The following is a 20,890-nucleotide window of genomic DNA, read 5'->3' as shown; positions in this document are numbered from 1 at the left end:
CGACTGTGTCGATCCTGTGTCCGGAGGGTCACACGGTGGATCTCAGTCGGTGTGGACCGGCAGGCGCATCCGGACGAGGTAGCCGCCGTCCGGGGTCGGGCCCGACTCCAGCGTGCCGCACAGCAGGTCGGCGCGTTCCTGGAGGCCGATCAGGCCCTGGTGGGCGCCGGGCAGCGGCAGTGACGGCCGCGACGGCCGGCCGTTCGTGACGGTCACGCCGACGAACTTGCCGTCGTGCCACAGGTCCACGGTCGCGGCGGCGCCGGGGGCGTGCTTGCGGACGTTGGTGAGCGCCTCCTGGACCGTACGGTAGATCGCCCGCTGCCGTGGTGTGCCGACGGAGAGGCTGAGATCGCCGGTCAGGTCCACCTCGATGCCGCTGTTGGCGATCAGCGTGCACAGGTCGGCGAGGGTGGGCTGTGGGGTGAGCTGGGTGATGTCGTCACCCGAGGCACGCAGCAGGGTGACCATGGTGCGCAGCTCGTCGAGGGTGCCGACGCTCAGCGAACGGATGGTGCGGGCCGCCTCCCGGGTGTCCTCGTCACCGGCCGACACCTGCAGCGCCCCGGCCTGTACGGCGATGAGGCTGACCTGGTGCGACACGACGTCGTGCATCTCCCTGGCGAGTTGCGCGCGTTCCTGCGCCAGGATGGCCTGCGCGTGCAGCACCCGTTCGTGCTCCTTGACCTCCTCGATCTCCTCGAGGCGCTGCCGCAGGTCGTGCCGGGTCTGCAGGAGCTGCCCGAGCAGCACCGGCAGAACCACGGTGGCCAGGGCGTAAACGAAGTAGACGAGGCTGTCGCCGATCGGGTCGCCGTCCGGTTCCAGCGGTGACGGCGCGGCCGAGGCGATCGCGGCCAGCACCACGCAGACGGTCAGCAGCGCCCGGTTCCGGGAGCGTTCGGCGAGCGTGAAGAGGGCGATGCACGGCGCGACGAGGGCGGCCTCCAGCAGGGTGGCCGGCAGGGTGAGCAGGACGACGGTCAGCGGGAGCCGCCGCCGGAACGCCAGGGCGGCGCACGCCACGACCGCGGATCCGATGCTCACCGGGTGGTCGCTCCACAGGTCCACCCAGATGTCGGCGGCGGCCGCGACGATCAGGGCGATCTCGATCAGGCGGGCCTTCACCGGCCGGTGTCCAGCAGGCCGGCCCGCTGGGCGAGCAACGCCGCCTGGACCCGGCCGGACACGCGCAGTTTGGTCAGCAGGGCGCTGACGTGATCCTTGACGGTGCCGGTACCGAGGTGCAGCCGGACCCCGATCTCGGCGTTGGACAGGCCCTCGGCCAGCAGCACGAGCACGTCGCGCTCCCGTTCGGTGAGCCGTTCGACGCGGGTGTCGGCCCGGTCCGCGGCGGCCTCGTCGGTGCGGGGCAGGCTGCGCAGCAGGGTCCGCGACGCCTTGGGCGACATCACCACCCCACCCATGGCCAGGGTCCGCACCAGCTGGGCCAGATGCTCGGGCTCGGTGTCCTTGAGCAGGAACCCGGCGGCGCCCAGGTGCAGGGCCTTGAGCACGTACTCGTCGGCGTCGAAGGTGGTCAGCATCGCCACGACCGGCGGCTCGGGCAGCTCACGGACCCGGCAGAGGACGGTGAGCCCGTCCACGTCCGGCATCCGGATGTCGACCAGCACCACCTCGGGCCGGTGCTCGCGGACGGCGTCGTACGCGCCCGCACCGCTCGTGGCCGCGACGACCTCGATGTCCGGTGCCGCGTTCAGGATCATCCGGAAACCCGACCGCACCAGCGCCTCGTCGTCGACGACCACCACCCGGATCACGTACACCGCCGCTCTGCGCTTTGGATCGAATGCCGTAGGCACCCTAGAGCGTTCCCGCCGGCCGGCCACTCCGCCGACCGGCGGGAACGCCCCCGCCACCGGGCTGGATCAGCCGGCGATGCCGTACACCTTCGGCACCGAGAGGGTGCGCTTCCCGGCCGTACCGCCCAGGACGATCTTGCGCAGTGCCGTGTTGTTGGCGGTGTTGAGCTCGCTCAGCCGCTTCGCCGGGTTCGCGACGACCTGGATGTAGTAGGTGCCGTTCGGCAGGTTCGTGATGTCGAACGACTGGCCCGGACGGTCCTGGCTGTAGGTGTCGCCGTTGCCGATGTCGAGGACCTCACGGACCGCGACGACGGTGTTGGCGCCGCACGAGGTGGACAGGTCGGTGTTGTCCGGCCGCCACTTCGCGCCCTTGATGGTGTAGTCGACGGCGTCGGTGTTGGCCAGGCAGAACGCCTCCTTGCCACTGCGTACCGCGAACTTCTTGTCCGCCTTCAGCAGGTTGTACTGCGCGAAGTCGGTGAAGTGCCAGTGGAAGTGCCCCTCACGCGGGTCCCACTGCATGGTGCCGGCGGGCCGCGAACCGACCTGCTTGCCGTTGGCGTCGAAGTAGTACTGGTAGGCGTCCATCACCTCGGTGCCGGTCCGGCGGAACCCGTCCACCACCAGGGGCGACGTGCCCGCGTTCCAGACCGTGGCGCCGAAGTTGACGTACCACCTGCCGCCCTCCTGCGACATCGAGATGCCCCACGCCGGCAGCGACCGCAGGTCCGGCTTCGGGCCGGTCTTCGGGGCCGCCTTCAGCGTGGCCGGACGGCGGGCGGCCGCCCGGAACTCCGGCCGGAACGCCGACACCTGACGGCTCGCGTCACCCTCGGCGGTGTGCCGGTCGTGACCGCCGGCGGTGGTGGCCAGCGCCAGGGCCGGCTCCTCCCGGGCGTCCGCGGACCGGGCCGCGGCCAGGCCCTCGTCGTCGGTCTTGACGTCGACGACGTTGACGGTGACCTTGGCGGTGGCGTTCTTCGCCGGGATCCCGAACGCCTTGCGGTACTTCGGGTTCACCGAGGCCTCGGCGATGTACCTGCCGGCGACCAGTTTCGCCAGCGGCGCCGCCGAGGCGGGCTGGTCCGGCACCTGCGCGTTCCAGCCGGCCTGCACACCCCACACCGAACCGAGCGTGAACGGGTTCTCGCCACCGCACCGCGTCGGGTACGGGTTGCTCGCCGGAGCGTCCCGCCGGGTCCGCGCCGAGCTGTACGAGTTCCCGCAGAACGACGTCTTGTAGCTGCTGACGACCTTCCCGGCCGGGTTCTTGATGGTGATCGTGGTGAAGTCGGTCAGGCCGGTGAAGTCCCGGACCGTCCCGGCCGGAAGCTTGACCTGGGTGTTCTTGCCGTTCTTACGGACCGTCCGGTACGCCACGATCGGCTTGTCGTAACCGGCGCGCTTGGCCCGGATCTCGAACGGGTCCTTGCCGGCGATCACGTGCAGGCCCAGGTCCAGGGAGATGTACACCTCCCCTTCGGCGGCGTACCGCTCCGCCGTCACCGTGCCGGTCGCGGCGACGAAACTCAGCGCGGGCGGCGTCGCGGCCGCCTCGGCGACCCCGACCCCGCCTCCGGCGAGCACCAGCGCACCCGCCGCGACGCCGACCACCGGCCAGCGTGACCGCCGACGACGGTTCTGCGCGTCAGTCATCCGTTCTCCCCTCCATGTCGGCCGGTGAGATTCCGGCCGTGCAGAAGGCATCCCACGCGACATCCTGTGAAGGCCCTGTGAAAAGAACCCGCCCGGGCACGAATCCGGTAGAGAGTCCAGCCGGTCGGCGGGGGCCACCCCCGCCGACGGGCGGGCACGCATCGGTGCATTGACATGTGCCGGTGCCGCCGGGAAGGCTGAGGCCGGATTCCTCGGGAGGCAGGGTGGGCGGGTTCATCCTCGGTGCGGCCATCGCGCTCTTCGTCGGGATGCGGCTGGCCCGGCTGCTCGACGGCCGCAAGGGCGCACGGGCCGGCTACCAGAAGGCGAACACCGACCTGCCCGGCGCCCGGAAGAAGTCCCGCGCCGCCTTCTTCGCGCTGGTCCGGTTCGTCGCGCTGCTCGTGGTGATCGCGGCAGCCGTGATCTACGGCCTGGTCCGGGCCAACGCGCAGAACTGACCGGTGCGGCCGCTCACCGCCGGGCCGTGCCGACGACTCAGCGGAAACGGACGCGATCGGTCTCGTACGCCCACATCGCGATCTCCACCCGGTTCCGTGCCCCCAACTTCGCCATCAGGCTCGCCACGTGCGTCTTCACCGTGCTCAGGCTGATGTGGAACTCGGTCGCGATCTCGGTGTTGGTACGGCCCTGGGCGACCGCGCCGAGCACCTCCTCCTCCCGGCCGGTCAGCGGGTCGACCGGCTGTCGCGCCGGCCCGGCCGGTCCCGCCCCGGCGAACGCCTTGAGCAGCCGGGTCGTCACGGCGGGGGCGATCAGTGCGTCCCCGGCGGCGGCCGCGTGCACCGCCTGGGCCAGCAGCGCCGCACCGGCGTCCTTCAGCAGGAACCCGCGCGCCCCGGCACGCAGCGCCGCGTACACGTACTCGTCGAGATCGAAGGTGGTGATGACGACCACCGCGAGCGGATCGGCGACCGCGGGCCCGGCCAGCCTGCGGGTCGCCTCGATGCCGTCCACGCCGGGCATCCGGATGTCGAACAGGCACACGTCCGGCCGCAGCCGCCGGGCCAGTTCCACCGCACCCAGCCCGTCACCGGCCTGCCCCACGACCTCGATGTCCGGCTCCGCGTTGAGGATCATCGTCAACCCGGTCCGGACGATCTCCTGGTCGTCGGCGACCACCACCCGCACCGTCATGCCAGGCCCCTCGGCAGCGCGGCGGTCACGGTCCAGCCGCGCCCGGTGCCCGGGCCGGCCTCGCAGACCCCGCCCAGCAGGGCGGCCCGCTCCCGCATCCCGGCCAGCCCGAACCCGGCGCCCCGGGCGGTGCCGCCGGCACCGTCGTCGGTCACGCACAGCCGCACCGTGCCCGCGTCGGCCGACACCCGCACCGAGATCCGGGTGGCGTGCCGGGCGTGCCGGCGGGCGTTCGTCACCGACTCCTGGGCCAGCCGGTAGATCGCCGTACCGACCGCCGGCGGCAGGTCACCGACGTCGCCGTCGATCTCCACGTCGACGTCCGGGCCCTCCGGCGACGGACCGGCCAGCCCGGACAGGTCGGCGATCACCGGACTCGGTGCCAGCTCGGCCGGGTCGCCGTCGCGCAGCGCACGCACCATCGTCCGCATCTCGCCCAGCGCCCGCACCGCCTCCGCCTCGATCACCCGCAGCGCGTCCACCGCCCCCTCCGGCGAGGTCCGTGACACCGCGATGCCCGCCTGCGCCCGGATCGCCATCGCCGACACGTGATGGGCGACGGTGTCGTGCAGGTCCCGGGCCAGCCGCTCCCGTTCCAGCAGTTTCACCCGGTCCAGCTCGCGGGCCCGGAGCCGCGACCGGTACCGGGCGGCGACCGCCAGCGCGAACACCGCGAACATCACCAGGAGCCCGGCCACCAGGTCGGCGCCGGCCGAGATCACCGCGGTCTTCACCAGGATCAGCGCCGCCCCGGCCGCGATCTCCCGGCCGGAACCCCAGCGGACCAGCGCATACACCAGCAGCAGCACGTACGCGCCGGACACCAGCTCCGGCTGGTGTCCGGTGAACAGCGGCACCAGCCCGGTGACCGCGAAGACGATCGCCACCATCAGCAGCGGCCGGTCCCGGCGCCACAGCAGCGCCGGCACCAGCACCAGCGTCATGGTCAGCATCGCGGCACGCGCCGGCACACCGGGCCGCAGCAGGCCCTCGGCCAGCACCCCGATCATCACCAGTGCGACGAGTATCAGATCCCGCCGGCCGCGGGCCGGGGGATCCGGCGGGCGCGGTTCGGCGAGCAACGCCCGGAGCGGTTCGACCACGAGCCGATCGTACGCAGCCCGCCCGCTCCCCGGACCGGCCGCAAGTACGGCCGCCGTCCCGCACTTTCGGCCGGTGCGATCCCGGCCCGCGCTCCGATGGAACCGGTCCCGTCCCCCGGCCACCATTCCACTCATGAAGTCCTCATCGAACTGGCTCATCCCGGCCGGGCTGCTGGCGCTCACCTTCGTGCCGGTGGTCGCGGGCGCGCTGCGGCTGTCCGAGATGGCCGGCGGCGCCACGGTGCTGCCGGACGGCGACCGGGTCACCCAGTCGCCGGTCGCCCTGGTCGCGCACATCGTCGGTGTCACCGTGTTCGGGGTTCTCGGCGCGTTCCAGTTCGCGCCCGGCGTACGCCGCCGTTTCCGTCGATGGCACCGCATCGCCGGCCGGATCGTCGCACCGGCCGGCCTGATCGCCGCGGTCAGCGGCCTGTGGCTGACCCTGTTCCTGCCCGCCACCGCCGCGGACAGCACCGCCCTGGTCGTGATCCGCGTCGTGGTGGTCGTCGCGATGGTGGTGTCGCTGGTCCTGGGCGTCGCCGCGGCGATGCGCCGCGACTTCACCACCCACCGGGCCTGGATGATCCGCGGCTACGCGATCGGCATGGGCGCGGGCACCCAGTTCTTCACCCAGGCCGCCTGGCTGGTGGCGGCCGGCCCGTTCACCCCGGCGAGCCGGGCCGGCACGATGGCCGCCGCCTGGCTGATCAACGTCCTCGTCGCCGAGTGGCTGATCCGCCGCCGGGCGGTGCCGGCACGTCAGTACCGGTCCGCGTCGAATCCTCTCGGTTCGATCCGGTAGCCGGGGGCGACGCCGATCTCCGGCGAAGGCCGGGGTTCGTAGGTGGGTCCGGACATCGCACCGTAGAGGTACGCGGCCACCCACGCCCAGACGACGACGGCGGCGATCGCCAAGCCGATCACGTGGGACCGCCGGGACTGCGGGTCCTCCGGCGGGAGTCGCGATGCCGCCGGGCGCGGCGCCGGCACCGATGGCCCGGGCTTCTCGGCGGACAGGGTGCCCAGAAGACTCACGAGAAGACGCGGCGGAGCCGGGAGCGGCGGTGGTTCCTCCGGGAGTGCCGGTTCCCCGGCGACGGCCTGGCGGCGGCAGACGACGACAGCGGCCATCGCCGCGATACCGGCGACCCCCACGGCGATCGCGGCGGCCGACGGCAACCATCGGGGTACGGAGGACTCGGGAGGTTCGGTCACGGGCCACCGCATCGGCAACCGAACGCCAACCTGAAGGAAACCGGCGCGGGGTCTCCCCGGTGAGCACACGGAATCTCCGCAAACGTTTCCTAGCGTCACCGTATGCGCGTCACGATGATCCTGCCCGCGTTGACCGAGGCGACCAGCCCACTGTTCCGGCCGATCAAGTATTCGCTGTTCCCGCCGCTGGGACTGGCCACCCTGGCCGCCTATCTGCGCGACGACGACGAGGTACGCATCCTCGACGAGCACGTCGAACGCATCGACGACGCCGTCGCCGGTGACCTGCCGGACCTCGTGGTGATCCAGGTGTACATCACGTCGGCGCGGCGGTCGTACGAGCTGGCCGACCGATACCGGGAACGCGGTGTGTTCGTCGCGCTCGGCGGGCTGCACGTGACCTCGCTGCCGGAGGAGGCCGCCGGGCACGCCGACGCGGTCTTCCTCGGTCCGGGCGAGGACACCTGGCCACGGTTCCTCGACGACTTCCGCCGCGGTGAGCCGGCCGCCCGGTACGTCTCCACCGAACGCACCCTGCACGGCCTGCCACCGGTGCGCCGCGACCTGATCCGGCGGGAACGCTATCTGGTGCCGAACTCGATCGTGGTGTCCCGGGGCTGCCCGCACCACTGCGACTTCTGTTACAAGGACGCGTTCTTCGAGGGCGGGAAGTCTTTCTACACGCAACTCGTCGACGACGCGCTGGCCGAGATCGACCGGCTGCCCGGCCGGCACCTGTACTTCCTCGACGACCATCTGTTCGGCAACCGCCGGTTCGCGGAGGCACTGTTCGACGGGATGGCCGGGATGGGCCGGGTGTGGCAGGCGGCGAGCACCGTCGACGCGATCCTGCGGCCGGGGCTGCTGGAGAAGGCGGTCACGGCCGGGCTGCGCAGCATCTTCGTCGGCTTCGAGACGATCAACGACGTCAACCTGGCCGAGCAGCGCAAACGGCAGAACATCGGGCAGGACTACGCGGCCGTGGCACGGCGGCTGCACGACGCCGGGGTGATGGTCAACGCCAGTTTCGTGTTCGGCATGGACGGCGACGGGCCGGACGTGTTCGACCGGACCGTCGCGTGGGCGGTCGACCACGGCCTGGAGACGGCGACCTTCCACATCATGACGCCGTATCCGGGGACGGCCCTGTTCCGGCGGATGGCGGCCGCCGACCGGATCGTGCACCGGGACTGGGATCGCTACGACACCCGGCACGTCGTGTACCGGCCCCGGGGCATGACTCCCGAGCAGCTGGAGGACGGCTACTGGCGGGCCTACCGGGACTTCTACCGCTGGGGGTCGATCTGGCGGGGTGCGGCCACGAAGTCGGGCGCGGGGCGGTGGCGCCACCTGGCGTACGCGGGCGGCTGGAAGAAGTTCGAACCGCTGTGGGATGCCCTGATCCGCTCGCGCCAGGTGCTGCGCGCCCTGCCCGTCCTGGAGACCACACTCAGCGGCGGCCGGCGCAGCTGACCGCCACCCCATCGGCGTGGAGCGCCGAACCGTGGCCGTAGCCGTCGGAGTAACGGTAGGAACTCACCCGCGCCGGCGTGTCCCACCGGTTCCCCTGTCCGACGGCTTCCCAGCAGGCCCGATCGGCCGTCACGTTGTGCAGGAGCGTCACCGACCACACCCCGGTGACCGCGACGGCGAGGCCGACGGCCAGGAGGAACCAGCGCAGAGACCGGGGCTCGGCGTTCACCGGCGGAAGGGCCGGCCCCATCGGCGGCGGCGGCTCCTCCGGCGTCGCGGGCTCCCCCGCGACGGCCGCCCTGCGGCGACAGGCCACGGCGGCCGCCGCAAGACCCGCGACACCCACCGCGGCCATCGCGGCGAGCGGCGCCCATCGAGGCGCGGCGGACGGCAGCCATCGGGGCGGGGGGAACTCACGTGGTTCGGTCACGGGCCACCGCATCGGCAACCGGACGCCAACCTGAAGGAAACCGACCCGGCCGGCCCTGCATAGACTCTCGTGGATTACGGGGTTCGTGTCGCAGTTCGCGGCCTCCGCACACGGCAGCGGCCTCCTCGGCGACCTTCGCGCCGCGTTCTGGACACACGTCGATATATTGCGGCGATGACGTCGGACGAGGTGCAGCCCCGGGTGCTCGTCAACCGGTTCGCCGATGCCGTCGGGCCCGGTCCCCAGGCGGTGGCACGCCAGCACTGCCGGTGCGTCGGCTACTCGAAACGGACCCGGCCGGTGGCGGTGGCCTTCCACGGCGAGCGCCAGGACACCACGTCGTCCGGGTGGCTGCGGATGCTCGAGCTGATCGACGAGGCGGCCGCCGACGGGCGGGAGGTGTTCCGCCCGCTCGTCGAGATGACCGCCGGGCAGCGCCGTGACCTGATCACGCTGCCGCGGAGCATCGGCCGGCTCACGAAGGTCCGGCACCTGGTGCTCTACGGCAGCAACCTGGTGCGGATCCCGCCGGAGATCGGGCTGATGAGCGGCCTGGAACGGTTCGACCCGTACACGTCGTACCGGCTGCACTGGTTCCCCTACGAGCTGACCCGGTGCACGAGGCTCGTCGACAGCACGGTCAGCACACGGGCTCTCTACGGCAACTTCAAGCACCGGCCTCCGTTCCCCGCCTTGCGCGAGGTCACCCACGGTGACCTCACCGATCTCGACCCCTACCTGCACGGCACCGAGGGGGTCCGCACGTGCAGCGTCTGCGACCGGCCGATCGGTGCCGAACTGCGGCAGGTGTGGATCTCCCGTGGCGCCGGGACCGACGTGTGGCCACTGCTGGTCAACGCGTGCTCGCGGGCGTGTGTGGACGCGCTGCCCGTACCGGCCCGCAATCACGTGCCCACCCCGCACCGTGGCGGGCCGGGCGTGATCCAGCCGGACCCCGGATGGTGAGCATCCGCCGGCTCCACCGAACGGGTGAAAGCTCAAGAAAGGCTCAAGGGTGGCCGCGGTCGTGCCGATGCCAGGCACCATGCCGAAGTTCAAGATGATCGCGTTCCCGGAAGCCAGCGTTCTGGACCGCCGCGTCGCCGTGATCCTGCCGCCCCGGCACGTGTGGGTGCGCGATCTCGAGGAGGCGGCGAACCTGGACGCCCTCCCGCTGCCGGAACTGCCCGCGGCCGCGTAACCGATGGCCGTACGGCACGTGTGGGTCGCCGCGCTGGTCCTCGCCGTCGCCGGCTGCGGTACGGCACCGGATCCGCCGACGGTCGCCGCGTCCGCTCCGGCGCCGTCCGCGATCCCGTCGCCGGCCCCGTCCGCGTCCCTCCCGCTCGTCCCGCCCGCCACCCGCACGCCCCCGGCGCGCGTGTCCGCGTCCGCGTCCGCGCCACCGCCGGCGCCGTCGCCCAGCACCCGGACCAGCACCGACTGGGAGATCACCGTGTACTACACGGCGGTCGAGAGGTTCCACGACGGCGACCCGGCGCAGGTCACCGGCTGCCCGACGATCGAGTGTTCGGGCGGCGGCGACGACCTGGGTTCCTACCCTTCCGACTTCGTCGACGCGGTCCGCGACGAGGGCACCGGGCGTACCGTGTCCGGGCGATATCTCAACTGGTCGTACGACACCGGGTTCTGGCTGGACTCGGCACCGCGGACCAGTGACGGCGGCACCCTCGTGCCGTTCGTGTCGGCGGCCACCGACCCGGACGTGCTGCCCCGCGGCACCCGGTTCACCGTGGCGGGCTGCGGCACCCAGGAGGACGGCTCGACGGCGCCGCGGGCGGTGTGCGCGGCTCTGCGCGAGGCCGCCTGGACGATCACCGACGAGTTCACGCCCGGCCTCGGTGGTCCCCGGCACCTGGACGCGTACATCGGTGAGGAGACCGGCCCCGGTTTCACCGATTCGCCGTGGTATCTCTCGCTCATCGGTGCCCGCCTGGAGATTCGATAGCCTCGGTGCATGCTGGTGCCCGGTGAGACCGTCTGGCTGCGTCATCTCCAACGTCGGCGGATCGGTCTGGTGGTGCCGTTCCGGGCCGTCGCCGACCTGGGCGACGCGGTCCTGCTGTGGGCGCCGGCCGACGCCGCGGCCTGGCATTTCACTCTGCCCGACGGCCGCGGCACGAGTCAGGTGCCGTTGCCGCAGTGGTCGGCCTCCGACCGGATCCCGGCGCCCCACACCATCGATCACGGCGTCCTCAGCTGGCATCCGCGCGGGCGTGACTATTCGATCCGCTGGTTCTTCCGGCCGGACGGCACGTTCTTCCGGTGGTACGCGAACCTGGAGGCACCACCCGCACTCTGGCGCCACGGTGACCTGGCCGGCCTGGACACCACCGACTGGGATCTGGACGTCGTGGTCGAGCCGGACGGGAGCTGGCGCTGGAAGGACGAGGAGTTGTTCGCGACCCGGCTGACCATGCCGGGGGCGTACTGGGTGGACGACGAGGACCGGGTCCGCCGCGCCGGCCGGGAGGTGATCGCGCTGGCCGAGGCCGGCGTGTTCCCGTTCGACGGCACGTGGCGCGACTTCCGCCCGGACCCGTCCTGGCCCGCCCTGCCTCGTGAGCTGCCGGACGGCTGGGACCGGATCGACGTCTGAGCGCCGGCGAGTGTGATGTAAGCAACCGTTTACTTCCGGCGCGGGCTGCCGATATAAAGTCAGCAGTTGTTTACTACTAGCGCCGAGGACACCATGACCCCACGTACCGAGACCCGCGGCAACAGCAGCGGCCTGCTGGTGCTCTACCTCGCTCTGGGCGGTCTGGCCTTCGCGTGCCTGCAGTCCCTGGTCTCGCCCGCGCTGTCCACCATCGGGCACGAGCTGAAGGTGTCGACCAGCGATGTCAGCTGGATCGTCACCGCCTACCTGCTGTCGGCGTCGGTCCTCACGCCGATCTTCGGGCGCCTCGGCGACATGGTCGGCAAGCGCAGGATCCTCATCGTCGTGCTGTCCGTCCTGGCCGTCGGCACGATCGTCGCGGCGCTCGCCACCAACCTGACCGTGCTGATCCTGGGCCGGGTCCTCCAGGGCGCCGGCGGCGCGATGATGCCGCTCTCCATCGGCATGGTCCGCGATGAGCTGCCCCGCGAGCGGGTCGCCACCACGGTCGGCATGATCTCGGCGATCTTCGGGGTCGGCGCCGGCATCGGCATCGTGGCGGCCGGCCCGATCGTCGAGCATCTCTCCTGGCACTGGCTGTTCTGGCTGCCGCTGATCCTGGTCGCGATCGCCCTGATCGGCGCGATCTTCGGGATGAAGGAGTCCCCGGTCCGCACCCCCGGCAAGCTCGACGTCCTCGGCGCGACGATTCTGTCGGTGTCCCTGGTGGGCCTGCTGCTGGCGATCAGCAAGGGTCAGGCCTGGGGCTGGGGGGAGCCGAAGACGATCGGCCTGCTCGCCGCCGGTGCCGTCGGCCTGGTCGTGTTCGTGCTGGTCGAGCTGCGGGTCAAGGAGCCGCTGATCGACATGAAGCTGATGCGCATCCGCGGTGTCTGGGCCACCGACCTGGTCGCACTGATCCTCGGCTTCGCCATGTTCGGCACGTTCCTGCTGGTCCCGACCCTGCTGCAACTGCCGGAGGCGACCGGCTACGGGTTCGGCAGGTCGGTCTCCCAGGCCGGCCTGTTCCTGCTGCCCACGGTCGTGATGATGGTGGTGTTCGGCCCGATCGCCGGTCTGCTCAACCGGCGGTACGGCCCGAAGGTCCCGATGTTCCTCGGCTCGATCCTGGTGGTGGCCGCGTTCGCGATCCCCGCGCTGGGACACGGCGAGATCTGGCAGGTGCTCGCGTCCGGGCTGCTGACCGGCGCCGGCATCGGTTTCGCGTTCGCCGCCATGTCGAACGCGATCATCGAGAGCGTCCCGCCGGCGCAGACCGGTGAGGCGACCAGCGTCAACTCGATCGCCCGGACCATCGGCAGCAGCATCGGCACCGCCGTGGTCGCCGCGGTGATCACCTCGAACACCACGCCGCAGGGCCTGCCGACGGACGCCGCGTTCACCGACGGCTTCTGGGTCTGCGCCGGCGTCGCCGTGCTCGCGATCGTCGCGGCGCTGCTGCTGCCGGGCGCACGCCGGCGGCACGAGCAGGCGGTCGCCGTCGGCGTGACCGACGTGCCGGACGAGCCCGCCGAGATTCACATGCTGCACCGCAGCAACGCCTGACGGGCTCTCGGCCCCACGCCTCGCGGCCGCCCGGCGACGCAACTGTGCATCGTCGCCGGGTGGCCGCGGTCTATGCCGTGGTGACCTCGCTGATCGCCTGATCCAGGATCTCCAGGCCGAGGTCCAGTTCGGCCGTCGACGACGTCAGCGCCGGCGCGATCCGGAACACTCCCCCCATCCCGGGCAGCTGCACCACGTTCATGTGCAGGCCGAGCTCCAGGCAGCGCCGGGTGACCGCGGCGCCGATCTCGTCGGCCGGCCGGCCCCGGTCCTCGACCAGTTCGAGACCGATGAGCAGGCCGCGACCGCGCACGTCACCGATCACCGGGTGCCGGGTGGCCAGTTCCCGCAGACCCTTCCTGAGGTACGACCCCAGATCGGCCGCCCGCACGTCGAGGCGTTCCGTGGTCAGCACGTCGAGCACGGTGTTGCCGACCGCCGCGACCAGCGGATCCGACACGTGCGTGGTGAAGAACAGGAAGCCCCGTTCGTGGGCGGTCCGCTCGATCTGCGGGCTGGTCACGACGGCGGCCAGCGGCAGTCCGGCCCCGAGCGTCTTGGACAGGGTGAGGATGTCCGGCACCACGCCGTCACGCTGGAACGCATACCAGTCCCCGGTCCGGCACAACCCGGTCTGCGCCTCGTCCAGGATCAGCAGCCCACCGCGCGCGTGGACCCGGTCGCGCAGCGCCCCCAGATAGCCGGGCGGCAGGTCGATCACGCCGCCGGAGCTGAGGATCGGCTCGACGATGCACGCCGCCAGGCTGCCCACCGACTGCGCGTCGAACAGCTCGAACGAGAAGTCCAGTTGCCGCCGCCAGTCGAGGTCGCCGTCGGCGGTGGTGAAGTCGGGCCGGAACGCGTTCGGCGTCGGGATCGCGAAGTTGCCGGGGGCGGCCGGACCGTACCCCTTGCGCCCGGAACTGTAGGTGGCGCCCGCCGCCGCCTGCGTCATCCCGTGCCACGACCGCGCGAACGAGATGATCTCGTGATTGCCGGTGACCAGCTTGGCCATCCGGATCGCCGCCTCGTTCGACTCGGCGCCCGTGGTCAGCAGCAGCACCTTGCTCAACGGCTCGGGCAGCGACTCGGCTAGGCGCCGGGCCAGGTCGACGACCGGCCGGCTGAGCATGCCGCTGAACAGATGGTCGAGGGTGGCGGCCTGCCGCTGGATCGTCGCGACGACGGCCGGGTGCGAGTGCCCGAGGATGGCGCTCATCTGCCCGGACGTGAAGTCGAGCAGCCGCCGTCCGTCGGCGGTCCACAGGAATGCGCCCTCGGCCCGTTCGATGATCTCCGGCACGAAGCTGCTCGCGCCGATGTAGCGGACCAGGTGACGCTCGGCGTCGGACCAGAAGTTCTCAGACATGCCCTGACGCTAGGAACCGCCGGGCGTCACGTCCATCGCACATTTCCGTCGCCGCTCTCCGGTGTCACCCGTTGGGCTCCGGGCGCAGCGGAAACTCACGACCTCACCCCGTTCCCGGCGAACCAGCGGCGGCGGATCATCGGCAGCCACGGCAGAGACCCGATCAGGAACAGCATCACCAGCAGGGGTACGCGCCACCCGGCGCCGATCACCGCGGCGGGCGGGGACGGTGGCGTGGTGGTCCACGGGCGGGCCGTCTTCGACCAGGCCAGGAAGGCGTCACCGATCGGGAGGAAGCCCAGTGCGTACCGCTTGGTGTGGAAGGTCGTCAGCGGGATCCCGGCGAACTCCCCGAAACCGGCCAGCGCCGCGGCCAGCGAGTGGTCGCCGTGCGCCTGGGCCGCCCCGAGCGCGACGACCGTCGTGGACAGGCTGATGCCACGGATCAGCGGGCCCGAGTCGACGTCACCGGCACCGTCGACGCCGTGCGGATACTCCCGGATCGCCGGGCCCAGCCACAGCGGACGGTCCAGGAACCCGTCCCGGAACCGCGGATACTGCTCGCGCGCGAACACCGGGTCGACGTCGACCAGGAAGCGCTGGATGATCGCCTGCGACGTGCCGCGGGCCCCGTCCACCAGCGCACCCGTCACCGGGTCGACATAGTGTGGGAGCAGCCCGGTCGCCGGGTCGAGCAGCCCACGGGCCCGGGTCACCCAGCGGTCCACGGTGGGCGCGAACTCCGCCGTCTGAGTGACCGTGCCGGCCAGCCGCAGCGAGGCGATCGCCACCGTCGAGTCGCACGGCCAGGCCTGCCCCGGGTAGGCGGTGAGGAACGGCGACGGTGACGCGTCGAAGGCGGCGGCCAGAGCCCGCGAGCCGGCCTCGAAACGGGCCCGCTCGCCCGCGTCGTCACGGAGGGTCAGCAGACCTCCGCGCAGCCAGTTGGTCCAGCCCGCGTAGAACACGCCGTACGCCGGGATCGCCGACGCGTCGAACGGTGCCCGGCCGGCCGGGGACTCCACCCGGGACAGTGCCCAGGCGGCCTCGTCGGCGGCCCGGTCCGGTTCCACGCCACGTCTGCCGAGCTCGATCCAGGTCAGGCCGTAGAGGACGTTGAGGAAGTAGTAGCCCTCGGGAAAGAGTGCCTGCGCCTCCGTGTCGGCGCCGCCCTCCAGCCTCTCTCGTAGGAAGGCGAGTTGTAGCCGTACCCCCGGAGGCTCTTGATCCTCCGACGTCGCTGGAACGATGAGCCGCACCGCTCCGACCACCGCGACCAGCGTCAGAAGAGCGGCGAGAACCTTCCGGACCACCCTACCGACGCCCCACCACCGCTGGTGGCTGCCGGCTGGCCCCCACCGCTGTCTCAGCGCGTCCGAGACAGCGGTGACGACCAGCCCAAAAGACCCGGCTGGCTCCCACCGCTGTCTCAGCGCGTCCGAGACAGCGGTGGGGACCAGCCCGAAAGATCCGGCTGGCTCCCACCGCTGTCTCAGCGCGTCCGAGACAGCGGTGGGGACCAGCCGGGAAGTGGGCGGGAGGGTGCCGGCCCCGGGGAGAGGCCGGCACCGTGGGGGTCGTCAGATCTGGGTCTTCGTCCAACGCTGGGCGCTGGAGTTGTTGCAGGTGTAGAGCTGCGGGCGGACGTTGTTGTTCGTGCTGCTGCCGGGAATGTCCAGGCAGCGACCGGACCGCGGGTTGAGCAGGCTGCCGCCCGCGGTGTACTGCCAGCGCTGGGCCGGATCGCCGTTGCAGGTCTCCAGCTGGATGACCGCGCCGTTGGCGGTGGCGCCACCGAGGACGTCGAGGCACAGGTTGTTGCGGGTGAGGATCCGCTCGTCGGCGTGGATCCACTGCTGGGCGGCGGTGCGGTTGCAGGTGTACGTCTGCGGGCGCACGGTCCGGGTGAAGTCGGACTCCGGGACGTCCAGGCATTTACCGAGGGCACTGGTCAGCGTGATCGTGTACGTGGCGGTGTCCCACACCGGGGTGCTGTCGCGGTAGAGCACCAGGTTGCCGTCGTCCTGCAGGCGCAGGGTGGCGGGGCCCTTGCCGGCGGTTCCGGCGGCCCAGATCGCCGGGTTGGCGTAGGGGTCACCGGCCTTCACGGTGTGGTCGCGGGTGTGGTCGGCGAGGAGCAGGTTGCTGTCGTCCTGATTGGTGAGGCGGTACGCCTTCTGGCCGCCCCGCCCCCACAGCACCCGGTTGCCGTCGTAGAGGACCAGGTTGCCGTCACCCTGCATCCACAGGTGGTATCGCCCGTTGGGCGAGCGCAGCGCCGAGCCGCGGAACAGTGAGCGGCCGGGGGCCAGCGCGGACGGCCACGGGTCGCCGCGCAGGGCGATGCCGACGTCGGTGTACATGGGTTCGCGTGGCACGCCGCCGGCGTCGCGCAGCCCGAACGCGCACTCGCCGGGAATGTCGGTGCAGATCTCCGCGGCGGGGTCGGCGCTCTGGAAGGAGTAGATGAACAGCGGGCCGGCGTACGAGCGGGTGCGCCAGTTGCGGACCCCCTCCTCGAGCGCGTCCCGGACGTACCGCAGCGCCAGCGGCTCACGCGGGCCGAGGGTGGAGTAGCCGAACTCGGTGGCCCAGATCTTCTTGTCGCCCTGCCCGTGCCGTTTCAGCACGTCGTACAGGGCGGCCGCGCCACCGCACTGTGGGTCGCCGTCGGGTCCGAACCCGGACCAGAAGCGGTACCAGATGGTGCCGGTGCAGGTGGTCCGGGAATAGGTGGGCAGGTGGCCGCCGCCGATGTCGGGGTACGGGTGGTAGGTGACCGCGTCGAACTTGCCGCCCATCCCGAGGGTGTACCCGTGTTCGAGCCAGTCGGCTGCCTCGTTGTCGTTGCGGATCGGGTTGACGGTGGTGTCGGCGTCGCCCCCCGCGGACCCGCCGGCCAGAACCACACAGTCGGGGCACTTCGCGTCGATCACGTCGTGCGCGATCCCGACGAGTTCCCAGTAGCGCCCGGCCCGCTGGGCGAGGCTGTTGTCGCCGTAGTTGCCGAAGTTCCTGAGGTTGGGTTCGTTCCACACCTCGTACGCCTGCACCTTGGGCCCGAAGTGGTCGACCGTCGCGGTGACGATCTTCCGCCAGTCGTCGTTGCTGGTCGGGAACCAGTTGTGCTGCTTGTCGTGCCCACCGGCCCAGTCGGGCGCGTAGTCGAGGATGAGCAGCACCCGGATGCCCTGCTCGTAGGCGGCGTTGACCCGGTCGTCGAGATGACCGGCGTTCCACTTGATCTCGCCGTCCCGCTGCGGCTGGATGAGTTCCCAGAACAGGTCGAGACGCAGGATCGGTTTCTTCGGCCCGAGGTATTCGTCCATGGCGGAGATCCGGCCGACGGAGGTGTCCGCGTCACCACCGTCGGCGAAGCCCACGTCGTCGACGGTGAACACATAGGGGTTCGGGATCGGCACGGGTTCCGCGGCGACGGGCGCCGCGGGCAGCATGAGGAGGGCTGCGGCCCATTGAAGTAACACAGGGAATTTATAGCGATGAACCCGCTATTTCACTGCCCCGCTCGTGATGCCGGCGATGATCTTCCGCTGGGCCAGGGCGAACGTGACGACGAGCGGCAGGCTCATCAGGATCACGTACGCGAAGATCAGGTGCCAGTTGTTGAGGTAGAGGCCGGCACTGGCCACCTGGAACAGGTTCAGCGGCAGGGTGTCGACGCGCCCGCCGATCACGAAGAACGCGTAGAACACGTCGTTCCAGACGTACAGGCAGATCAGGATGGTCGCGGTGGCCAGCACCGGGCGCAGCAACGGCAGCACGACCCGCCGGAACACCGCCACCGGTCCGGCGCCGTCGATCCGCGCCGCCTCCTCCAGAGCCTCCGGGATGGTACGCACGAAGCCCGTCACGAAGAAGATCACCGTGGACAGGTAGATGCCGACGTACACGCCGATCATGCCGGTCACGGTGCCGGCCAGGCCGAGCTGCCGCAGCAGCAGGACGACCGTGACGACGGCCGGCGGCAGGATGATCCCGCTGATGCCGAGTGCGTAGAGGACGGCGGTGAGCCGCGTCGAGCGCCGGGCCAGCACCCACGCCGCCATCGAACCGAGGATCAGCACGACGGCCACGGTCGGGACGACGATCAGCATGCTGCCGAGGAACGCGGCCGGGATGTCGGCGTCCACCCACACCTGTCGCAGGTTCTCCCACAGGTGCCACGACGACGGCGGGGTGAGGTCGGGGTCGACGGCCTCCCCCTGTGACTTGCCGGCGGTGGCGACGACCAGCCAGAGCGGTACCCCGATCACCACGGCGACCAGCAGCAGCGCGACCACCGGTTGCAGGCGGCGGGTCACAGGATCTCCTCTCGTCTGCGGAGCACGTGGATGACCGGGAACGCCATCAGCGCGACCAGCAGGAACAGCACCAGGCTCATCGTGGTGGCCTGCGCGAACAGCCCCTGCCCGAAGGTCCGGTAGATGAAGATGTTGAGGATCTCGGTGGTCCGGGCCGGGCCGCCGCCGGTGGTGGCCTGCACGATGTCGAAGCCGTTCATCGACCCGAGCAGCGCGGTCGCCACGTTGAAGGTGACCGCCGGCGCCAGGAACGGCACCCGCACCGACCAGAAGGTGCGCCACTGCGAGGCGCCGTCGATGTGCGCGGCCTCGGTCACGTCCAGCGGGATGGTCTTGAGCCCGGCCAGGTAGATCAGCATGGACAGGCCCATCCACTTCCACGCGTGGATCAGCGCGACCACCACGATCGTCCACGTGGTGTCGGCGAGCCACCCGGTGCCCTTGAGCAGCGCCTGGAAGATGTAGCCCACGGCCAGCGCCGACATCAGCACCGGGACCAGGAAGAACACCCGGGCGATCCGGTTGACCACGGTGTCGCGTTCCAGCAGCACGGCCAGCCCGAACCCGAACAGGTTCTGGAAGACCGCGACCAGGACCGCGTAGACGATGGTGATCCGCAGCGACCGGAACAGCGTGCCGTCCGAGGTGAGCTGCACGAAGTTGTCCAGCCCGACCGGGTTGATCGCGGCCTTGAAACCGGACCAGTCGGTGAACGCGTAGACGAAGTTGAAGACGGTCGGCAGGAAGAAGAAGACGAGCAGGAGCACGTACGCCGGGACGAGGAACCAGAGAGGATGGGTGCGCCGGGAGATGGCGCCCGGCGCACCCGTGGTGAAGGTCGTCACTTCAAGTAACCAGCAGCCTTCGCGAGCTGGACGAACTGGTCCTGGGTGGCGGTGGCGACCTGCTGCGGGGTCATCGTGCCGGCGATCATGTCGGCCAGGTTGATGTAGAGATCCGGGTTGGCTACCGCCAGGGCCTGCATGGACCCGACCGCGGTGGGCAGCGAGGCGTGCACGTCGAGCAGCGCCTTCGGCACGCCGGCCGGGCTGGGCACCGCGGTCTCCAGCGACACGGTGTTGCGGTCGGTGACGAAGGCCTGATAGCCGGGGCCCATCCAGTAGGCGAGCAGCTGCCGGGCGGCGGCCTCCCGCTTGGCGTCACCGGTCTTGAACGCGACCAGGGCGTTGGACTGGTCCGGGATGAAGGTGCCGACGTTGCCGGACGGCGAGATCGGGAAGAAACCGATCTTCTCATCGAGGGTGGCGGTGTCGGCCTTGGCCTGGAGCTGTCCGAAGAACGAGTTCACCTGCACCACCATGGCCGCCTTGCCGTCGAGCAGGGCCGTACCCTGATCCTCGAATTTTGCGGTCTTGATGTCGCTGTTGAACAGCCCTTCCTTGATCAGGCCGTCGTAGGTCTCGATGGCCTTGACCACGTCCGGGTCGGTGAACTTCGCCTGGCCGGAGTTGATCCGGTCCCAGAGTCCGGCCTTGGCCGCGTCGGCGAGCTGGACCTGCACCCACCACTGGGTGGCCCAGCGGTCGGCGCCCATCTCGTGGAACGGCGTGACGCCCTTGGCCTTCAGCGACCGGGCCAGCGTGATCATCTCGTCGAAGCTCTTCGGCGTCGCGGTGATGCCCTGGGCCGCGAAGACCTCCTTGTTGTAGTAGACGCCCTCGACCGCCGGGCTGGTGACCAGCGCGGCGTACCGGGTGCCGTCGAGCAGGCCGGTGATGTCCTTCAGCGCCGGATCCAACGAGGGCAGCCACGGCGCGTCGGTGAGCGGCTGCAGGTTGGTCCGTGCGTTGATCGCGGTCAGCATCGACGCGGTCGGCTGCCAGAACGCGAGGTCCGGCTTGTCGCCGGTGGCGACCTTGGTCTGCACGCTCTGCTCGTACGGGTCGGGCACCGTGACGACGTCGACGGTCGCACCGGTGGCCTGCTGGAAGGCGTCGACCACCGACTTGGGGACGGTGTTGCTGTTCTGCGCCGCCCAGATGGTGAGCTTCACCCCGTCCAGCTTGGCGGTGGGGTCGGCCCAGGTGACGGTCCCGCTTGCGGTCTCGGGCGCGGCGGACGGGTCGGAGCAGGCGGCCAGCCCCAGGGTGAGGGCCGCGCCGATGGCTATCCAGCGTTTCATTCTGATCCT

General features: G+C 70.9%; 21 protein-coding genes. 8 read left to right on the top strand and 13 right to left on the bottom strand.

The genetic code is table 11. The features are described 5' to 3' along the window. Positions 1 to 42: 42 nt before the first annotated feature. The 3 genes from BC793_RS15075 to BC793_RS15065 all read right to left on the bottom strand — a co-directional run bounded on the left by BC793_RS15075 (position 43) and on the right by BC793_RS15065 (position 3,482). Positions 43 to 1,128: a sensor histidine kinase gene (locus BC793_RS15075; RefSeq protein WP_109593150.1), complete on the bottom strand. Its 1,086-nt coding sequence runs from the start codon at positions 1,126 to 1,128 to the stop codon at positions 43 to 45. Beyond that, a complete protein-coding gene (locus BC793_RS15070; protein ID WP_203896236.1) occupies positions 1,125 to 1,781 on the bottom strand; it encodes a response regulator in 657 nt (218 codons plus the stop codon). Before BC793_RS15070 ends, BC793_RS15075 begins: the two co-directional genes overlap by 4 nt. 108 nt (positions 1,782 to 1,889) lie before the next feature. Beyond that, positions 1,890 to 3,482, bottom strand: a complete 1,593-nt coding sequence (locus BC793_RS15065) for a lysyl oxidase family protein (protein ID WP_109593149.1) — start codon at positions 3,480 to 3,482, stop codon at positions 1,890 to 1,892. Between the two features lie 224 nt (positions 3,483 to 3,706). On the opposite strand from BC793_RS15065, the gene BC793_RS15060 reads away from it, so the two are divergent. After that, positions 3,707 to 3,943 carry a hypothetical protein gene (locus BC793_RS15060; RefSeq protein WP_109593148.1) on the top strand — a complete coding sequence of 79 codons (237 nt, stop codon included), beginning with the start codon at positions 3,707 to 3,709 and terminating at the stop codon, positions 3,941 to 3,943. 37 nt (positions 3,944 to 3,980) lie between these two features. Here the strand turns inward: BC793_RS15060 and BC793_RS15055 are convergent, their stop codons facing one another. Next, positions 3,981 to 4,640, bottom strand: coding sequence for a response regulator transcription factor (locus BC793_RS15055; RefSeq protein WP_109593147.1), 660 nt, complete (start codon positions 4,638 to 4,640; stop codon positions 3,981 to 3,983). After that, a complete protein-coding gene (locus BC793_RS15050) occupies positions 4,637 to 5,743 on the bottom strand; it encodes a sensor histidine kinase (RefSeq protein WP_109593146.1) in 1,107 nt (368 codons plus the stop codon). Before BC793_RS15050 ends, BC793_RS15055 begins: the two co-directional genes overlap by 4 nt. Positions 5,744 to 5,876: 133 nt before the next feature. Between BC793_RS15050 and BC793_RS15045 the strand changes: the two genes are divergently transcribed. Continuing rightward, positions 5,877 to 6,545: a DUF2306 domain-containing protein gene (locus tag BC793_RS15045; protein ID WP_109593145.1), complete on the top strand. Its 669-nt coding sequence runs from the start codon at positions 5,877 to 5,879 to the stop codon at positions 6,543 to 6,545. Here the strand turns inward: BC793_RS15045 and BC793_RS15040 are convergent. After that, entirely contained in the window at positions 6,503 to 6,958 is a 456-nt protein-coding gene (locus BC793_RS15040; protein ID WP_146246287.1) for a hypothetical protein, read from the bottom strand. The two genes, BC793_RS15045 and BC793_RS15040, sit on opposite strands and share 43 nt — an antisense overlap. 102 nt (positions 6,959 to 7,060) lie before the next feature. Between BC793_RS15040 and BC793_RS15035 the strand changes: the two genes are divergently transcribed. Continuing rightward, on the top strand, positions 7,061 to 8,431 hold the full coding sequence (locus BC793_RS15035) for a B12-binding domain-containing radical SAM protein (RefSeq protein WP_109593143.1): 1,371 nt from the start codon (positions 7,061 to 7,063) through the stop codon (positions 8,429 to 8,431). On the opposite strand, the gene BC793_RS15030 is transcribed toward BC793_RS15035, so the two are convergent. Further along, the gene (locus BC793_RS15030) at positions 8,409 to 8,861 is read right to left on the bottom strand and encodes a hypothetical protein (RefSeq protein WP_146246286.1); all 453 of its coding nucleotides are present in this window, start codon (positions 8,859 to 8,861) and stop codon (positions 8,409 to 8,411) included. The two genes, BC793_RS15035 and BC793_RS15030, sit on opposite strands and share 23 nt — an antisense overlap. Positions 8,862 to 9,035: 174 nt before the next feature. Here BC793_RS15030 and BC793_RS15025 point away from each other — a divergent pair, with 174 nt between their 5' ends. The 5 genes from BC793_RS15025 to BC793_RS15005 all read left to right on the top strand — a co-directional run bounded on the left by BC793_RS15025 (position 9,036) and on the right by BC793_RS15005 (position 13,047). Then, positions 9,036 to 9,827: a leucine-rich repeat domain-containing protein gene (locus tag BC793_RS15025; RefSeq protein WP_203896217.1), complete on the top strand. Its 792-nt coding sequence runs from the start codon at positions 9,036 to 9,038 to the stop codon at positions 9,825 to 9,827. A gap of 61 nt (positions 9,828 to 9,888) precedes the next feature. Further along, positions 9,889 to 10,062, top strand: coding sequence for a hypothetical protein (locus BC793_RS49580; RefSeq protein WP_211340637.1), 174 nt, complete (start codon positions 9,889 to 9,891; stop codon positions 10,060 to 10,062). Positions 10,063 to 10,065: 3 nt separating this feature from the next. Continuing rightward, on the top strand, positions 10,066 to 10,830 hold the full coding sequence (locus tag BC793_RS15015; protein ID WP_109593140.1) for an RlpA-like double-psi beta-barrel domain-containing protein: 765 nt from the start codon (positions 10,066 to 10,068) through the stop codon (positions 10,828 to 10,830). Between the two features lie 9 nt (positions 10,831 to 10,839). Then, a complete protein-coding gene (locus tag BC793_RS15010) occupies positions 10,840 to 11,481 on the top strand; it encodes a ribonuclease FAU-1 family protein (protein WP_109593139.1) in 642 nt (213 codons plus the stop codon). Positions 11,482 to 11,574: 93 nt separating this feature from the next. Beyond that, positions 11,575 to 13,047, top strand: a complete 1,473-nt coding sequence (locus BC793_RS15005; RefSeq protein WP_109593138.1) for an MFS transporter — start codon at positions 11,575 to 11,577, stop codon at positions 13,045 to 13,047. Positions 13,048 to 13,117: 70 nt separating this feature from the next. Here the strand turns inward: BC793_RS15005 and BC793_RS15000 are convergent, their stop codons facing one another. From BC793_RS15000 to BC793_RS14975, 6 genes are all read right to left on the bottom strand, one after another. Continuing rightward, positions 13,118 to 14,416, bottom strand: coding sequence for an aspartate aminotransferase family protein (locus tag BC793_RS15000; RefSeq protein ID WP_109593137.1), 1,299 nt, complete (start codon positions 14,414 to 14,416; stop codon positions 13,118 to 13,120). Positions 14,417 to 14,511: 95 nt separating this feature from the next. Next, on the bottom strand, positions 14,512 to 15,729 hold the full coding sequence (locus BC793_RS14995; RefSeq protein WP_109593136.1) for a hypothetical protein: 1,218 nt from the start codon (positions 15,727 to 15,729) through the stop codon (positions 14,512 to 14,514). Between the two features lie 267 nt (positions 15,730 to 15,996). Beyond that, positions 15,997 to 17,901: a ricin-type beta-trefoil lectin domain protein gene (locus tag BC793_RS14990; protein WP_146246285.1), complete on the bottom strand. Its 1,905-nt coding sequence runs from the start codon at positions 17,899 to 17,901 to the stop codon at positions 15,997 to 15,999. A gap of 24 nt (positions 17,902 to 17,925) precedes the next feature. Then, positions 17,926 to 18,738, bottom strand: coding sequence for a carbohydrate ABC transporter permease (locus BC793_RS14985; protein WP_109593134.1), 813 nt, complete (start codon positions 18,736 to 18,738; stop codon positions 17,926 to 17,928). Beyond that, positions 18,735 to 19,583: a carbohydrate ABC transporter permease gene (locus tag BC793_RS14980; RefSeq protein ID WP_109593133.1), complete on the bottom strand. Its 849-nt coding sequence runs from the start codon at positions 19,581 to 19,583 to the stop codon at positions 18,735 to 18,737. The genes BC793_RS14985 and BC793_RS14980 overlap by 4 nt, the downstream gene beginning before the upstream one ends. After that, positions 19,580 to 20,881, bottom strand: coding sequence for an ABC transporter substrate-binding protein (locus BC793_RS14975; protein ID WP_109593132.1), 1,302 nt, complete (start codon positions 20,879 to 20,881; stop codon positions 19,580 to 19,582). The genes BC793_RS14980 and BC793_RS14975 overlap by 4 nt, the downstream gene beginning before the upstream one ends. Positions 20,882 to 20,890: the final 9 nt, after the last annotated feature.

This window comes from Actinoplanes xinjiangensis (genome assembly GCF_003148685.1).
GTDB classification, from domain to species: Bacteria; Actinomycetota; Actinomycetes; order Mycobacteriales; family Micromonosporaceae; genus Actinoplanes; species Actinoplanes xinjiangensis.
This window is presented reverse-complemented; position numbering and strand designations above follow the sequence as displayed.

Bases quoted from the DNA above. Each gene is read 5' to 3' on its own strand.
- BC793_RS15025 (WP_203896217.1), top strand. From the start codon at position 9,036: ATGACGTCGGACGAGGTGCAGCCCCGGGTGCTCGTCAACCGGTTCGCC.
- BC793_RS14975 (WP_109593132.1), bottom strand. From the start codon at position 20,881: ATGAAACGCTGGATAGCCATCGGCGCGGCCCTCACCCTGGGGCTGGCC.
- BC793_RS15005 (WP_109593138.1), top strand. From the start codon at position 11,575: ATGACCCCACGTACCGAGACCCGCGGCAACAGCAGCGGCCTGCTGGTG.
- BC793_RS15035 (WP_109593143.1), top strand. From the start codon at position 7,061: ATGCGCGTCACGATGATCCTGCCCGCGTTGACCGAGGCGACCAGCCCA.
- BC793_RS15010 (WP_109593139.1), top strand. From the start codon at position 10,840: ATGCTGGTGCCCGGTGAGACCGTCTGGCTGCGTCATCTCCAACGTCGG.
- BC793_RS15000 (WP_109593137.1), bottom strand. From the start codon at position 14,416: ATGTCTGAGAACTTCTGGTCCGACGCCGAGCGTCACCTGGTCCGCTAC.
- BC793_RS15015 (WP_109593140.1), top strand. From the start codon at position 10,066: ATGGCCGTACGGCACGTGTGGGTCGCCGCGCTGGTCCTCGCCGTCGCC.
- BC793_RS15055 (WP_109593147.1), bottom strand. From the start codon at position 4,640: ATGACGGTGCGGGTGGTGGTCGCCGACGACCAGGAGATCGTCCGGACC.
- BC793_RS15065 (WP_109593149.1), bottom strand. From the start codon at position 3,482: ATGACTGACGCGCAGAACCGTCGTCGGCGGTCACGCTGGCCGGTGGTC.
- BC793_RS15045 (WP_109593145.1), top strand. From the start codon at position 5,877: ATGAAGTCCTCATCGAACTGGCTCATCCCGGCCGGGCTGCTGGCGCTC.